Here is a 14,239-nt window from a genome sequence, read left to right as displayed (position 1 = left end):
GAGAAAGCCATGCGCGGCGACGAAGCAAAGACACCGGAACGCGAAATCTTCGGCACGGATGGTGTGCGCGGACTGGCCAATGCCGGCGCCATGACGCCGGCCAATATATTGCGCATCGGCATGGCCGCGGGCCGCGTCTTTCGCCGGGGCGAGCATCGCCACCGGGTCGTCATCGGCAAGGATACGCGGCTCTCGGGTTACATGATCGAACCTGCGCTGACCGCCGGTTTCACCGCCGCCGGCATGGATGTCTTCCTGCTTGGCCCGCTGCCGACGCCGGCGATGGCGATGCTGACACGCTCCTTGCGTGCCGATATCGGCGTGATGATTTCCGCCTCCCATAATCCGTATCATGATAATGGTATCAAGTTTTTCGGCCCTGACGGCTACAAGCTGTCCGACGATGTCGAACTGGAGATCGAGCGCCTGATGGGCGATAGTCCTGACGTAGGCCTCGCCGAGGCGCAGGATCTTGGCCGGGCCAAGCGCATTGAAGATGCCGGTGCGCGCTATATCGAATTTGCCAAGGGCACGTTCCCGCGCCACCTGTCACTGGAAGGCCTGCGTGTCGTGCTCGATTGCGCCAATGGCGCCGCCTACAAGGTCGCCCCCAGCGTGCTGTGGGAACTCGGCGCGGATGTGAAGACCATCGGCGTTGCGCCGAACGGCTATAACATCAATCGCGGCGTCGGCTCCACGGCACCGAAAGCGATGCAGGAGGCGGTCGAGGAATACCGCGCCGATATCGGCATCGCCCTCGACGGCGACGCCGACCGCGTCATCATCTGCGACGAGAAGGGCCGTATCATCGATGGCGACCAGATGATGGCAACGGTCGCGGCCCATTGGCATGAGCGCGGGCGCCTGCGCGGCGGCAAGGTCATCTCCACCATCATGGCCAATATGGGGTTCGAAAAATATCTCGAAGGCCTCGGCCTTGGCCTGACACGGACGAAAGTCGGCGACCGCTATGTTGTCGAAGCGATGCGCGAGAGCGAAGCCAATATCGGCGGCGAACCGTCCGGCCACGTCATTCTGACAGACTACGCAACGACGGGCGACGGCCTCATCACGGCGCTGCAGGTGCTCGCCGTCGTCGCCGCGGAAGACAAGCCGGTCTCGGAAGTCTGCAACCGCTTCAAGCCATTTCCGAGCCTGCTGGAGAACGTCCATTACAAGGCCGGCGATCCGCTGGATGACAAGCAGGTCAAGAAAGCCATTGAAGAGGCCGAAGCCGCGTTCAACGGCAAGGGCCGCGTCGTCATCCGCAAATCCGGTACCGAGCCGGTCATCCGTGTCATGGCCGAAGGCGAGGACGAAACCCTGGTCAGGCGCGGCGTGAAGGATATCGTCGCGGCGCTCGAAGAAGCGATTGGCTAAGACAACCCTGACTTGCTAGGCTTTCCTCGACAAGAGGAGAGGCATATGGTCAAGGGTATAGCAGTCGTCCTGCTGCGCGTGCTGGCGGTCAGTTTCATCATCAATGCCATCTATACGATTTCCTGGGGTGTTTATCTGTCGACGACAAGCGATCCGTCGCAGAGCATCAGTTTGATCGTCTATGGAGCGGCAGGTCTTCTATTGGGTCTGGTGCTCATTGTCGTATCGGGTCCGTTCGGCCGATTGGTTGGAAAAGGGCTCGGCTCGGCAGAACAGGAACCAGTTAGCGAAGAAACGCTTATTACGGTTGGATCAGCTCTATTGGGAGTATATTTCATCGTATCGGCACTATCAGAATTTGCGCCGGAACTCTGGCGATGGGTATCGCTATACCTGTCGCAAATTCCTGATCTGGCCCGTAATCATGGCGCCGATATGCAGAAAACACCGCCTCTTTTTCCCGATACACTTATTGAATCCACGATATCTGCATTGGTGAAAGCCATTTTGGGAGTTGCACTCATATTTTTTCGTATACCGATAACCAATAAACTCAGGACGGATAAGAAATGAAAGGCCGTGTCCTGATCATTGCCGGGTCCGATCCCTCCGGCGGGGCGGGCATCCAGGCCGATATCAAGGCCGTGACGGCGCTTGGCGCCTATGCGGCGACGGCGATCACGGCGGTGACGGTGCAGAACACGCTGGGCGTCACCGGCATTCACGCGATCCCTCCCGACATTATCAGCGGCCAGATCGACGCCGTTCTGTCCGATATCGGCGCTGACGTGATCAAGATCGGCATGATCGGGTCGGTCTCGACAGCCGGGATCATCGAGGCAGTGCTGAAGGCCAACCCGGCCATCCCGGCGGTGCTCGATCCAGTGCTGGTGGCGACATCCGGCGATGCTCTTGGCGACAGCGATGTTGCTGCCTTCATTCAGGATAGGCTGTTGGCTCTCACAACGCTCGTCACACCCAACATGCCGGAGGCTGAAGCCTTGACCGGCCTGACCGTGACCGGCGAGGCGACCCAGAAGCTCGCCGGCCAGGCCCTGGTCCGGGCAGGGGCCCAGGCAGCCCTCGTCAAGGGCGGTCATGGCGGCGCCGACACGGTGACGGATGTTCTGTGTACGAGAGATCATCCGCCGCGCGCCTTCCTCAAGCCGCGTATCCGCTCGACCAATACCCACGGCACCGGTTGCACGCTCGCCTCGGCGATCGCGGCGGGGCTCGCCCAGGGGCTCGATATCGACCAGGCGGTGACCCGCGCGCTCGATTATGTCTGGATGGCGATCAAGACGGCGCCGGGGCTGGGTTCGGGTAATGGACCCCTGAACCATGCTCACTCCTTCAAAAGCCCTGAAAGCCAGTAATTCCGGCCCGAAAATTTGCATTTTGCGGTGCAGCATTTAGGTTTTTCCAATGAGAAAGACCCTGCTTCCTGTCCTGTCGCTGCTGATTGCCGCCGCCATCCTGCTCGGGGCCAATGGCCTGCAAAACACCCTCCTGTCGCTGCGCGCGAACATGGAAGGGTTCTCGCTGGCCTGGATCGGATTCCTGACCTCTGCCTTTTTCGGCGGCTTCATTGCCGGATGCCGCTTCGCGCCGCGCTTCATCATGAATGTCGGCCATGTCCGCGCCTTCACCGCCTTTGCCTCCATCGCCTCGGCGATCACGCTTCTCCACTCGATCCTGGTGGAGCCGGCGGTCTGGCTGGTCCTGCGCGTCATTGCCGGGTTCTGTTTTGCCGGGCTGCAGATGATCATAGAGAGCTGGCTGAACGAAAAGGCGTCGAATGCCAATCGCGGCCAGATCCTGTCGGTCTATCGCATTTCCGATTTCACGGCGGTGACGGCGGGCCAGTTCCTGCTCAACCTCGCCGATCCAAGCGGTTTCGTCCTGTTCATCATCGTGTCGGTCCTGATTTCTATCTCGCTGGTCCCTGTCGCCCTGACGACATCGGCCCAGCCGCGACCGATCAAATCGGCCCGGCTGGACCTTGGCAGGCTATGGCGGGTGTCGCCGCTGGCCGTTGCTGCCGTGCTGGGGTTCGGCATCGCCGGCAGTGCCTTCTGGGCACTCATTCCGGTCGTGATCCAGGATCTCGGCTATAGGGTCAGCACCGTCGCCCTGTTCATGAGCGCGCTGATCCTCGGCGGCGCCGTGTCGCAATGGCCGGTCGGCATGCTGTCTGACCGGCTCGACCGGCGGCTCGTCATCATCGCCATTGCCGGCGGGGCGGCGCTGGCAATGATCGCCATTGCCTTCCTTGCCACGGTTTCGCAGGGCCTGCTGGTCGCCGCCGGCTTTTTCATCGGTGCGTTCCACCTGCCGCTGTTCGGGCTTGGTATTGCCCATGCAAACGACTACGCCGAAGAAGACGATTTCGTGTCGATCAATGGCGGCCTGCTGCTGCTGTACGGGGTCGGGGCGGTGCTTGGCCCGATCCTCGCGCCCCTCGTGATGGGCGCCGGTGGGGCGCAGTCCCTGTTCTACTACTGCGCCACGGTCTATGCGCTAGTGGCCGGCTTCAGCCTCTACCGCATGACCCGCAGAAAATCCGTCCCCCAGGAAGATCGCGGCGATTATCGCAGCGTGCCGTCCGGGCCCGCGCCGGCGGTCTACGATGTCGGCCTGCGCCATGATGGCAAAGCCGAGGAGACGGGCGCAGAGGCGCAAGCCGACGGCGAAGCCATCAAGGATTCCGCTGTCATCTGACGGTGTTACCGGGGCTGGTCTGCATAAAAACATGATGGCCGGGTGGTTGCGCCGGGCCCGACATGGCATAGAAGGTGGACCATGAGAAATGCCATCCTCTCTGTGTTCTCCTTGCTGGTCGCCGCTGCCATTCTGCTTGGCGCCAATGGGCTGCAATCGACCCTGCTGTCGCTGCGGGCGAATATTGAGGGATTTCCGCTGTCGGCGATCGGCTTTCTCACCTCGGCCTATTTCGTCGGCTTCATCCTCGGCTGCCGCTACGCGCCGCGTTTCATCAAGAATGTCGGCCACATAAGGGCGTTCACCGCGCTCGCCTCGGTCGCGTCTGCGGCGACACTGGCGCATATCCTGTTCGTGGAGCCGGTCTCATGGCTGATCATGCGGGCGCTGGCCGGGTTCTGCTTTGCCGGGCTGCACATGATCATCGAAAGCTGGCTGAACGAGCGTGCGACCAACGAGAACCGTGGCACCGTCCTGTCAGTCTATCGCATCGCCGACTTCACCGCCGTCACCGCCGGGCAGTTCATGCTGAACGTCGCTGACCCCGCGGGGTTCGTCCTGTTCGTCGGCGTCTCGATCCTCATCTCCCTGTCGCTGGTGCCGGTGGCGCTCACAACCGCTGCTGCGCCAAGGCCGATCAAGTCGGCCAAGTTGAATATTCCCAAACTGTGGACCCTGTCGCCGCTCGCCTGCGGCGCAGTCGTCGCGGCGGGCGCCTCGGGCAGCGCCTTCTGGGCGCTGGCGCCGGTCTTCATCCAGGATATCGGCTACGACGTCAGCGTGGTCGCCCTGTTCATGAGCGCGATCATTTTCGGCGGCGCGATGGCGCAGTTTCCGATTGGCTGGCTGTCGGACCGGACCGACCGCCGCCGGGTGATCGTCGGCACCGCGTTCCTGGCCGGGGCGGGAGCCACGCTGATCAGCCTGTTCGGACCGGACTCGCAGAACCTGCTGATCGCCTTTGCCCTGATGCTCGGCATGTTCCACCTGCCGCTTTATGGTCTCGGCGTTGCCAATGCCAATGACTTCGCAGAGGCCGAGGATTTCGTCTCGATCAATGGCGGGCTGTTGCTGCTTTATGGCTTTGGCGCGGTGACGGGGCCAATCATCGCGCCCTTCGTGATGAAGGGGTTCGGACCGTCGTCCCTGTTTTTCTACAATGCTGTAGTCTATGGGCTGCTCACCATTTTCGGGCTGTATCGCCTGACCCAGCGCAAACCGGTGCCGGTGGAAGAGAAGACGGAAGATTTCGTCTCGGTTCCGGCAGGGGCAGCCCCGGCGGTCTTCGAGATCGACCCGCGCGCGACGGACGAAAATCCGGATGAGGCCGCCGCCAAGGCCTGATTTGCGTCATCTCCCCTGAACAGGGAAGGGACATACATCGGCTTGCAGGTATATTTTTCTCCGTCACAGGAGGTTCATATGCTCAGCTATTTTCGTACACTTTCGGGCCGACTTTTATTCGGCATTGCCGTCTTTGCCCTGTATTGCGCCGTACACGGTGCAGAAGCCAAGGATCAGGCCGCCTTCGAGCAGGAGTCAAGCGCGCTCGTTGTGGCACCTCAGTACAAGGATTAGGCCTATTTCCCGATCTGCCAATTGATGAACTTCTTCATCAGGCCTGAATAGGGCGGGGCGAGCAGCCCCGCCGGCAGCCAGCCGGGCAGGCGGAAGATCGAGCGTTCGTGCGAGAATTCCCTGAAGCCCCGCTCGCCGTGATAGGCGCCATAGCCGGATTTGCCGACCCCGCCAAAGGGCAGGTCCTCGACCGCAAGATGCAGTATCGTGCCATTGACGCAGACCCCGCCAGAGGTCGTCTTCGTCAACACCTCGTCGGCAGCGCGGCTGTCCTTTGAATAGACATAGAGCGCCAGCGGATGATCGCGGGCGGTGACGTAGTCGATCATGTCGGCTGTCGTGGGTTTTTCGATAATGGGCAGGATCGGCCCGAAGATTTCCTCCTGGAGGAGCGCGGCCTGTTCCGGCGGGTTGAGCACGATCGTCGGCGCCAGCTTGCGGGCGGCCTGCATCGCCTCTGCATCATGGGGCGGTTGTATGATGGTGGCGCCGCCCTGCCGCGCTTCCTCGATCATGCCGGTCAGGCGCTGGTAATGCTGGCCGGAGATGATGCCGGAATAGTCCGTGTCCGTGACAAGGTCCTCGAAGCTATCGGCGACGGCGCCCATCAGGGCATCGGCCCACGCCTTGCCCTTGCCCTCGGGCACCAAGAGGTAATCCGGCGCGACGCAGGTCTGGCCGGCATTGTAGAACTTGCCGAAGGACAGCGTGGTGGCCGACTTGGCCATGTCGGCATCGCGCAGCATGATAGCGGGTGATTTGCCGCCGAGCTCCAGCGTCACCGGCGTCAGGTTTTTCGCCGCAGCCATGGCGATCAGCCGCCCGACCCGGGTCGAGCCTGTATAGAACAGATGATCGAAGGGCAGGGCGGAGAAGGCTTCGCCGACATCCGGTCCGCCGGTGATCACGGCAACTTCTGTCTCGTCGAACATCTCCGCCAGCAGGCGCTTCATGAGGTCCGACGTGTTCGGCGTGATCTCGGATGGCTTGAGCAGCACACGGTTCCCGGCAGCGAGCGCGGTGATGAGCGGCACCATGGCCAGCTGGAACGGATAATTCCATGGCGAGATAATCCCGACCACGCCCTTGGGCTGGTATTGCAGCTGCGTCTTGCCGGGGATCGAGGAATGGTTCCAGACCGAGCGCGTCTTTGCCCAGCGATGGAGATTCTTGCGGATGTGCCTGGAGTTGGTGATCGTCAGCGCGACTTCCGACGAGAGTGTCTCGACCGACGACCGCGTGCCGAAATCGGCATTGATCGCCTCGACGATGCGGTCCTTGTACGATGCAATCAGGCTTTCCAGCTTTTTCAGCGCCTCCCGGCGCTGCGCGATCGAGGGTGCGCTGGCAAAGGAGAACGCTTCGCGCTGGCGCTGAAACAGCGCGTCGAGTTGGTCGACGGCGGCATCCGATGAAGCCTCCATCATGCCTCCCCGCCGGAGACTTTCTTTAGCGGCGGCAGTGGCGCGAACTTGCCCGGCTCGCCGGACTGTTTCACCATCATAGCCGTCATCACTTCTGATTGTTTCAGCATGGACGCGTTCCACAGCGCGATATAGTCCAGCGTCTCGTCGGTCTTGTGGTCGCGGGCATGGGTGATGATATTCTTGATCCCATGCACGGCCATCGGTGCCTTGGCGGCGATTTCCCGGGCCATTTCCATCACGCCGTCCATCATAGCGGCGTGGTCCGTGTACACCTTGTTGGCGAGGCCATAGCGGGCCGCTTCCTCAGCATCCATCTTGCGGCCGGTATAGGACAGCTCGCGCACCACGCCTTCAGGCAACAGGTTGAGCAGGCGCGGGAAGGTGCCGACATCGGCGGTCATGCCGATATTGATCTCGTAGACGGTGAAATAGGCGTCCTCGGTACAGAACCGCATGTCGCAGGCCGACACCATGTCGACACCGCCGCCGATACAGCCGCCCTGGATCGCGGCGATGACCGGCACACGGGCGGCTTCGAGCGCAGTGAAGGCCTGCTGCATGCGCCTGGCCATGGCGTAGAAATCGAGCCCGCGATTGGCCTCGCGGTGGATGTCGCTGTCGCCCGCGCCGAGATTGCCGGTCATGTCGGCAAAGCCGGTGAGGTCGATCCCGGCGGTGAAATGCGGTCCGGTGGATGAGATAACGATCACCCGCACGGTGCCGGACTTGTCCAGCATACGGATCGCTTCGGGCAATTCGTCCCAGAAGGCGCGGGTCATCGCATTGCGCTTTTCCGGGCGGTTGAGGGTGATATGGGCGATTCCGTGATCGTCGGTCGCGATCTCGAAGCAGTGCCAGTCGCGGGTCTCGCTCATGCGCGTCTCCATTTTCCTGTGCCACAGAATGGCCTATGCCTTTCTGCCAGACAATGATGAACAACAGCCCGGCATCATAGATCACTAACGGGCGCGGGGGATAAATGGCTGAGGTCCTGATACTCTATTGGCCGGCGCTTGTCTGCGTTGCCGCCGCTGCCGGGCTGACAATTGCCGAGATGCGTGGCTGGCACGCCGGGCAATGGGCGTTCAAGCCGCTCGCCTCGCTGATGTTCGTCACGCAAGCGGTACTGCTGGGCGCGTTCGGCTCACTCTATGGCAGTCTCGTCCTTGCCGCGCTGGTGCTGTGCCTCATCGGTGACGTGGTCCTGATCATCCGTGACCGCGAGGCGCTGTTCAAGGCCGGTATCGGCGTGTTCCTGCTCGGCCATATCGTCTATATCGCCGCCTTTGCCAGCGCCGGGCTGTCGCTGATGCCGATGGTGCCCGGGGCCCTTATCATGGCGGGGGTGACGTTCATATACTGGCGCTATATCAGCGCCCGGCTGGCGCCGGACTTCAAGGCGCAGGTCGGTGCCTATACCGCTGTCATCAATGTCATGGTGATCACTGCCTTTGGCGCGAGCACGCCGGGCGGCTGGACCGTGCCGCTGGCCGCGGTGATGTTCGCCCTGTCGGACATGATGGTCGGGCGCGACCGCTTCGTCGCCTCGGCGCCGGTCAATTTCCTGATCATCACGCCGCTCTATTTCGGTGCGCAGCTCTTGTTCGCCGCCTCCGTATAGTTTGGGACGTCAGGCCTTGCGGTCCAGCGTCAGCATGCGCGCGGCATACTGGTTGCGGTCGTCGGACGTGATCTCCTGCGCCACCGACCGGTCCCACTCATCCATGGAAAATGTCGGGAAGAAGGTGTCACCCTCGATATCCGCGTCGATCTCGGTCAGATAGAGGCGCGAGACATTGGGCAGCGCTTCGGCATAGATCTGCGCTCCGCCGATGATTGCGATCTCGTTCACGTCGCGGGCAATGGCGAAGGCCTCGGCGATGGCGATCGCGTCTTCCATGTCGCCGGCGACGGTCACATTCCCTTCCTGGAAGTCATTGTTCCGGCTAATGACGATATTGTCCCGCCCCGGCAACGCCTTGCCGATGGAGTCGAACGTCACCCGGCCCATGATGATCGGCTTGCCCATGGTCACCTGGCGGAACCATTTCAGGTCGTCGGGCAATTGCCAGGGCAGGCCGTCATCCTTGCCGATCACGTAATTGCGGGCCATGGCCACGACGATGGCAAGGCGGATATTCGTCTGTCTGTCGATCATGTGCTCTGTTCCTGCCCTCGGGTCCGCTTATTTTGCCTAAGCTAAACGGCAATCGGCGCCTTGATGGAGGGGTGCGCCTCATAGCCTTCGATCCTTATATCATCGAAAGTGAAGGCGAACAGGTCTTTTACGTCAGGGTTGAGTACCAGCCGGGGCAGGGGCAGCGGCGAGCGCGACAGCTGCTCATCCGCCTGTTCCAGATGGTTGAGATAGAGATGTGCGTCGCCCAGCGTATGGACGAAATCGCCTGCCTCCAGCCCGCAGACCTGCGCGATCATATGCGTCAGCAGCGCATAGGAGGCGATGTTGAACGGCACGCCGAGGAAGATGTCGGCAGAGCGCTGATAAAGCTGGCAGGACAGCTTGCCATCGGCGACATAGAACTGGAACAGACAGTGGCAGGGCGCCAGCGCCATCTCGTCAAGCTGCGCCGGGTTCCACGCCGACACGACGAGGCGGCGGGAATTCGGGTTGGTCCCGATCTCGCCCAGAAGCCACGCGATCTGGTCGATCGTGCCACCTTTATGGGAGGGCCAGGACCGCCATTGCGCGCCATAGACCGGGCCGAGATCGCCATTCTCGTCGGCCCACTCATCCCAGATCGTGACCTTGTTGTCCTTGAGATAGCCGATATTGGTCTCGCCGGAGAGAAACCACAGAAGCTCATGCACGATGGACCGGCTATGCAACTTCTTGGTCGTGACCATGGGAAAGCCGTCCGACAGGTCGAACCGCATCTGATAGCCGAAGACGGAGCGCGTGCCGGTGCCGGTGCGGTCGCCACGCTCAATGCCGTGGTCGCGCACATGGGCAAGAAGGTCGAGATATTGCTGCATGGCGCCAAACTCGCGGATTCGGCGCCGCTTGGCGAGGGAGAGTTTCTCACATTTTCTCCCGCGGCTGCGCCGATCCGGCATGTGCCAGGGCAGGTGACGCGCGCCCTCGGCTGCGATAGTATCGCCGCTGGAATGGGGTTTTGAGTACATGTTCGTCACGCGGGAAGAGCGCGAACCCTTGGGGGGAGTTTTCAGCTACTGGCTGCCGGTCAGCGCCGCCGGGGCGCTGGTACTGTTTGCGGCAGCGTCGGTTTTCTTTCCCGAGGCGACACCGACCTCTTCTGACCAGCGGGTCGGCATCGTGTTCTGGGCGGCCGGGGCTGCCGTCGCCGCGACCCTTTTCTTTCTCGGCGGGAAGGGGCGGTGGCGGAAATCCCTGATCGCGGCACTGACGATCGGGTCCCTGTGCGGCACCTGGGTCTGGCTTGGTCATGTGATGCTCGCGGGCCTCGTCTGGCTCCCGGCAGTCGCGCTCGCCGCGGGAATCGTCGACCAACGCGGCAAGACGAGCAGCCTTTGGCCTGACTGGCCGATTGTCTTTGCCCGCCTCGTCGCAATACCCGTGACAGTTTTGATGTTTGCGTTCATCGCCGCCCTGGTGACCATTCCGGCGCTCGCGATCATGGATATAGGCGATATCGAGATGCAGGAAGCGGCGGGCATCGGGATTGTGCTCGTCGCCGGAGGGCTGGCGGTTGCCGGGCTGTTGGCTGCCTTTGTCCGCCGCCAGCGCGTTCTGATCGGCGCCGTGCGCTATGCCCTGATCTGGGCCGCGCAATTCGTGCTGCCCGTTGCTCTCGTGATCAGCCTGGTGCTCATCGGCAATGTCGCCCTGAGTCCCACGGGAACGGGACCTTTTGGCATGGCGGCCCTCGGCTGGCTGCCACTCGTCATCGCTGTGTCTGCTTTGTTGATATATCAGACCGGCCACATGCGGGCGCCGGGCCTGTTCTTGCGTCTGATGATGAGTCTGACGCCCTTCATTCTCGGGGCGCTGCTTTATTGTTCATATTGGGTGGTTGCCGACCAAGGGGCCGGGCCGATTGGTGCCGGCACACTCAGCCTGTCCACGCTGGTGCTGATCGCGCTCTGCGTGTTCTTGCTGGCGGGTGTTCTGTCACAGCCCTTTTTCCGCAAGCAGTGGATGGCACCACTCGCGCCACTGCTGGTCGTGCTGACGGGCCTGTGTGCCGTCCTGCCATTGGTTGTCAGTGCTGTTGGCGTGCTGGCGAGCTAGTCGCCGTCGACGCCCTCATTGGCCTTTTCCAGCTCGCCAACGGTCAGCGGCACATCGGCCTTGGTCGGTTTCTCGTCCTTGTCGCGGCGGTGGACCTTGCGATGGGGACCGCGATAGTCCTCGACGCCCTCTGCCACGGCATAGCAGGCAAGGCGCACGGTCAGGGGGATGACGACCTTGTCGCCATTGCGTTCGCCCTTCTCGTAATACTGGATCATGCGTCGCTTCAGCCCAAGCGCGTGGGCGGCGTCCTTCTGCGACATATCAAGCGATTTACGCCACTTTTTGAAATCTGAAGATTCCATACTTTTCAACCTTACCCGGTTTTCATAAAGCGTTATACCGCGCATTTATTGCGCTATTGTTACAATATTGAAGTTTTCTTCTGCCGGAATGGCTTCAAATCGCGGCGGTTTACCCCTATATCTGTGTTTGCCGGGCAACCGGCTATGGCGATAAAAGGCGTTCATAATAAGCGGATCGGACCCGGGGGCGGTACCCGGCGGCTCCACCAGAGGACCTGATAGCTGATAGACATCAGTCATTTCGGGTCTTGCGGCGGGGCCGAAATAGGATCGACGAACGTGTAAAGGCTCTGCTTTCGCCCGGATGGCTTCCGTTATTGGGCCATTATTATAGTTGCAAATGACAACTACGATGAAGAGTTCGCACTCGCAGCGTAATGCAGCGCGTGTAACTCGCTTTTAAAAGCCCCACGCCTCTTATCAAGGCCTGGGCGGGGTTTCCCGGCGCACCTGGCAACAGAAGCGTCGGACTTAAATTTCTCCTGAATACTTCTTGAAGATGCTGCATGCTGAGACCCAGTAGGTGCGCCTTTTGATACAGTTAGCGGGCCGCAGGCCCGCGGGCACCTGGCAACAGAAGCGTCGGACTTAATTTCTCCTGAATACTTCTTGAAGATGCTGCATGCTGAGACCCAGTAGGTGCGCCTTTTGATACAGTTAGCGGGCCGCAGGCCCGCGGGCACCTGGCAACAGAAGCGTTGGAGGTTTCCCTCCGGATACTCTCAAGACGGGAAGCAAACGCCCGCTCACGCAAGTGAGTATTTGCTCTGTATGCTGTGTACTCGAAATCCGCAGTATTCGGCCCGTCTTCCCCTCAAAAACCCTCTTGCCGCCATAATCGGGTCATGATCAGACTGCCATCTGGGATCGGAACAAACCGGGAGAGGGATACCTCATGAAAAAGATATTACTGGCAACGGCATCGCTGGCCATCCTTGTGGCCTGTACCACCAGGGAAGAGGCGGAACTGGCCTATGCACCGACGGCACAGGAAGACGCGATCGTCGTGACCGGCGTGCGTATGTCCGAAGCACGGGCGATGATGGCGCCGCCGGCGGTGATGCCCGGCGAACCCATGAACACGGAACAATATGACAATGGCGAGGAGAACCCGGTAAAGCTGGTCCTCGAAGAGCCGGTCTCGACATTCTCCGCCGATGTTGACACCTCCTCCTATTCGCTCGTGCGCCGGGCGCTGAGCCAGGGCTATATGCCACCCTCCGAAGCCGTCCGGGTCGAGGAGATGGTCAACTATTTCGATTATGACTATGGCGACCCGAAAAGCGCCAACGAACCTTTCGCCGCGACGGTCTGGACCTATCCGACACCGTGGGACGATACCACCAAGCTGATGCAGATCGGCGTGAAGGGCTATGACGTCGAACCGGATGAAGAGCTGGCGACCAATGTCGTGCTGCTGCTCGATGTTTCCGGCTCGATGAGCGACGAGGACAAGTTACCGCTGCTAAAGAAGTCCCTTGGGCTTTTCGTCGACCAGATGGATGAGGATGATACCGTTTCGATCGTGGTCTATGCCGGTGCCGCCGGCGTGGTACTGGCGCCGACACCCGGCAACAGCAAGACGCAGATCATGCAGGCGATGGACAAGCTGTCCGCCGGCGGATCGACGGCGGGCGGGCAGGGCATCGAGCTTGCCTATTCCCTGGCCGAGGAGAACTTCGCAGAGGACAAGGTCAACCGCATCATCCTCGCGACCGATGGCGATTTCAATGTCGGGATCGCCGATCCGCAACGGCTGGAGGATTATGTCGCGCGCAAGCGGCAGGAGGGGATTTACCTCACGGTCCTCGGCTTCGGCGGCGGCAACTATAATGACGTGATGATGCAGAAGCTGGCCCAGTCCGGCAATGGCATCGCCGCCTATATCGACACCCTGGACGAGGCCCGCAAGGTGCTGGTGCGGGAGCTGAACTCGTCGATGTTCCCGATCGCCAACGACCTGAAATTCCAGGTCGAGTTCAATCCGATGACGGTCAAGGAATACCGCCTTATCGGCTACCAGACGCGCCTGTTGAACCGCGAAGACTTCAATGATGACAAGGTCGATGCCGGCGACATCGGGTCGGGCCACATGGTCACGGCAATGTATGAGATCACGCTGGCTGGCGACGAGGGCAGCATCGATCCGCTGCGCTATTCCACCAACGCTGAAATGCCGGCGAGCGGCGATGCCAGCGAGCTTGCCTTCCTGAAAATGCGCTACAAGCTGCCCGGCGAAAGCGAGAGCGTGCTGATCGAGCAGCCGGTTCTCGCCTCAGAAATGTATGGCAGCTTTAGCGCCGCGCCGGGCGATGCCCAGTTCGCCGCCATGGTCGCCGCCTTCGGCCAGCGCCTCGCCCGCGTCGCCGAGGTCGAGGATCTGCCATATGGCAGGATCGCCGACACGGCGACAAAGGTGAAGGGCGAGGATCGCTATGGCGAGCGGGCCGAATTCGTCAAGCTCGTCGATATCGCCGGAAACATGGAGAAATAGCGTCGTCCATTCCGGGGCGCGGGACGGGTCCGGTTTCCGGGCCCGTTTTTTTTGTGTCCGCAGTCGCGGGTGGCTCCGATGGCGACAGCAAACGATTGTAGCG

The 14,239-nt window shown here is 61.3% G+C and carries 14 protein-coding genes and 1 other RNA gene; 10 read left to right on the top strand and 5 right to left on the bottom strand.

Features of this window, described 5'->3' with window-relative positions:
* Positions 1 to 9: 9 nt before the first annotated feature.
* From glmM to IEV88_RS08360, 6 genes are all read left to right on the top strand, one after another.
* Complete coding sequence (gene glmM / locus IEV88_RS08385) at positions 10 to 1,380, top strand: phosphoglucosamine mutase (protein ID WP_188158876.1); 1,371 nt, start codon at positions 10 to 12, stop codon at positions 1,378 to 1,380.
* 45 nt (positions 1,381 to 1,425) lie between these two features.
* The gene (locus IEV88_RS08380; RefSeq protein WP_188158877.1) at positions 1,426 to 1,953 is read left to right on the top strand and encodes a hypothetical protein; all 528 of its coding nucleotides are present in this window, start codon (positions 1,426 to 1,428) and stop codon (positions 1,951 to 1,953) included.
* Positions 1,950 to 2,756 (top strand): bifunctional hydroxymethylpyrimidine kinase/phosphomethylpyrimidine kinase, encoded by an 807-nt coding sequence (gene thiD / locus IEV88_RS08375; RefSeq protein ID WP_188158878.1) that lies wholly within the window; start codon positions 1,950 to 1,952, stop codon positions 2,754 to 2,756. The genes IEV88_RS08380 and thiD overlap by 4 nt, the downstream gene beginning before the upstream one ends.
* Positions 2,757 to 2,805: 49 nt before the next feature.
* Complete coding sequence (locus IEV88_RS08370; protein ID WP_188158879.1) at positions 2,806 to 4,101, top strand: MFS transporter; 1,296 nt, start codon at positions 2,806 to 2,808, stop codon at positions 4,099 to 4,101.
* 81 nt (positions 4,102 to 4,182) lie between these two features.
* Entirely contained in the window at positions 4,183 to 5,445 is a 1,263-nt protein-coding gene (locus IEV88_RS08365) for an MFS transporter (protein ID WP_188158880.1), read from the top strand.
* Between the two features lie 78 nt (positions 5,446 to 5,523).
* Entirely contained in the window at positions 5,524 to 5,679 is a 156-nt protein-coding gene (locus IEV88_RS08360; protein ID WP_188158881.1) for a hypothetical protein, read from the top strand.
* A gap of 2 nt (positions 5,680 to 5,681) precedes the next feature.
* On the opposite strand, the gene IEV88_RS08355 is transcribed toward IEV88_RS08360, so the two are convergent.
* Both IEV88_RS08355 and IEV88_RS08350 read right to left on the bottom strand, forming a co-directional pair.
* Positions 5,682 to 7,106 (bottom strand): coniferyl aldehyde dehydrogenase, encoded by a 1,425-nt coding sequence (locus IEV88_RS08355; protein WP_188158882.1) that lies wholly within the window; start codon positions 7,104 to 7,106, stop codon positions 5,682 to 5,684.
* Positions 7,103 to 7,981, bottom strand: coding sequence for a crotonase/enoyl-CoA hydratase family protein (locus IEV88_RS08350; RefSeq protein ID WP_188158883.1), 879 nt, complete (start codon positions 7,979 to 7,981; stop codon positions 7,103 to 7,105). Before IEV88_RS08350 ends, IEV88_RS08355 begins: the two co-directional genes overlap by 4 nt.
* A gap of 104 nt (positions 7,982 to 8,085) precedes the next feature.
* Here IEV88_RS08350 and IEV88_RS08345 point away from each other — a divergent pair, with 104 nt between their 5' ends.
* Entirely contained in the window at positions 8,086 to 8,727 is a 642-nt protein-coding gene (locus tag IEV88_RS08345) for a lysoplasmalogenase (protein ID WP_188158884.1), read from the top strand.
* 9 nt (positions 8,728 to 8,736) lie between these two features.
* On the opposite strand, the gene IEV88_RS08340 is transcribed toward IEV88_RS08345, so the two are convergent.
* Together IEV88_RS08340 and IEV88_RS08335 are read right to left on the bottom strand one after the other, a co-directional pair.
* Positions 8,737 to 9,264: a dihydrofolate reductase gene (locus IEV88_RS08340; RefSeq protein WP_188158885.1), complete on the bottom strand. Its 528-nt coding sequence runs from the start codon at positions 9,262 to 9,264 to the stop codon at positions 8,737 to 8,739.
* 41 nt (positions 9,265 to 9,305) lie between these two features.
* The gene (locus IEV88_RS08335) at positions 9,306 to 10,100 is read right to left on the bottom strand and encodes a thymidylate synthase (RefSeq protein ID WP_188159241.1); all 795 of its coding nucleotides are present in this window, start codon (positions 10,098 to 10,100) and stop codon (positions 9,306 to 9,308) included.
* Between the two features lie 148 nt (positions 10,101 to 10,248).
* On the opposite strand from IEV88_RS08335, the gene IEV88_RS08330 reads away from it, so the two are divergent.
* A complete protein-coding gene (locus IEV88_RS08330; RefSeq protein WP_188158886.1) occupies positions 10,249 to 11,337 on the top strand; it encodes a hypothetical protein in 1,089 nt (362 codons plus the stop codon).
* On the opposite strand, the gene IEV88_RS08325 is transcribed toward IEV88_RS08330, so the two are convergent.
* Complete coding sequence (locus IEV88_RS08325) at positions 11,334 to 11,642, bottom strand: helix-turn-helix transcriptional regulator (RefSeq protein ID WP_188158887.1); 309 nt, start codon at positions 11,640 to 11,642, stop codon at positions 11,334 to 11,336. The two genes, IEV88_RS08330 and IEV88_RS08325, sit on opposite strands and share 4 nt — an antisense overlap.
* 89 nt (positions 11,643 to 11,731) lie before the next feature.
* Here IEV88_RS08325 and ssrA point away from each other — a divergent pair.
* Positions 11,732 to 12,114, top strand: a transfer-messenger RNA (tmRNA) gene (ssrA, locus tag IEV88_RS08320).
* A 423-nt stretch (positions 12,115 to 12,537) separates the two neighbouring features.
* The gene (locus IEV88_RS08315) at positions 12,538 to 14,136 is read left to right on the top strand and encodes a vWA domain-containing protein (RefSeq protein WP_188158888.1); all 1,599 of its coding nucleotides are present in this window, start codon (positions 12,538 to 12,540) and stop codon (positions 14,134 to 14,136) included.
* Positions 14,137 to 14,239: the final 103 nt, after the last annotated feature.

This window comes from Aquisalinus flavus (genome assembly GCF_014640095.1).
GTDB lineage: Bacteria > Pseudomonadota > Alphaproteobacteria > Caulobacterales > Parvularculaceae > Aquisalinus > Aquisalinus flavus.
This window is presented reverse-complemented; position numbering and strand designations above follow the sequence as displayed.

Excerpts from the sequence above, each read along its gene's own strand:
- glmM (WP_188158876.1), top strand. The coding sequence starts at position 10 with ATGCGCGGCGACGAAGCAAAGACACCGGAACGCGAAATCTTCGGCACG.
- IEV88_RS08380 (WP_188158877.1), top strand. The coding sequence starts at position 1,426 with ATGGTCAAGGGTATAGCAGTCGTCCTGCTGCGCGTGCTGGCGGTCAGT.
- thiD (WP_188158878.1), top strand. The coding sequence starts at position 1,950 with ATGAAAGGCCGTGTCCTGATCATTGCCGGGTCCGATCCCTCCGGCGGG.
- IEV88_RS08370 (WP_188158879.1), top strand. The coding sequence starts at position 2,806 with ATGAGAAAGACCCTGCTTCCTGTCCTGTCGCTGCTGATTGCCGCCGCC.
- IEV88_RS08365 (WP_188158880.1), top strand. The coding sequence starts at position 4,183 with ATGAGAAATGCCATCCTCTCTGTGTTCTCCTTGCTGGTCGCCGCTGCC.
- IEV88_RS08360 (WP_188158881.1), top strand. The coding sequence starts at position 5,524 with ATGCTCAGCTATTTTCGTACACTTTCGGGCCGACTTTTATTCGGCATT.
- IEV88_RS08355 (WP_188158882.1), bottom strand. The coding sequence starts at position 7,106 with ATGATGGAGGCTTCATCGGATGCCGCCGTCGACCAACTCGACGCGCTG.
- IEV88_RS08350 (WP_188158883.1), bottom strand. The coding sequence starts at position 7,981 with ATGAGCGAGACCCGCGACTGGCACTGCTTCGAGATCGCGACCGACGAT.
- IEV88_RS08345 (WP_188158884.1), top strand. The coding sequence starts at position 8,086 with ATGGCTGAGGTCCTGATACTCTATTGGCCGGCGCTTGTCTGCGTTGCC.
- IEV88_RS08340 (WP_188158885.1), bottom strand. The coding sequence starts at position 9,264 with ATGATCGACAGACAGACGAATATCCGCCTTGCCATCGTCGTGGCCATG.
- IEV88_RS08335 (WP_188159241.1), bottom strand. The coding sequence starts at position 10,100 with ATGCAGCAATATCTCGACCTTCTTGCCCATGTGCGCGACCACGGCATT.
- IEV88_RS08330 (WP_188158886.1), top strand. The coding sequence starts at position 10,249 with ATGTTCGTCACGCGGGAAGAGCGCGAACCCTTGGGGGGAGTTTTCAGC.
- IEV88_RS08325 (WP_188158887.1), bottom strand. The coding sequence starts at position 11,642 with ATGGAATCTTCAGATTTCAAAAAGTGGCGTAAATCGCTTGATATGTCG.
- IEV88_RS08315 (WP_188158888.1), top strand. The coding sequence starts at position 12,538 with ATGAAAAAGATATTACTGGCAACGGCATCGCTGGCCATCCTTGTGGCC.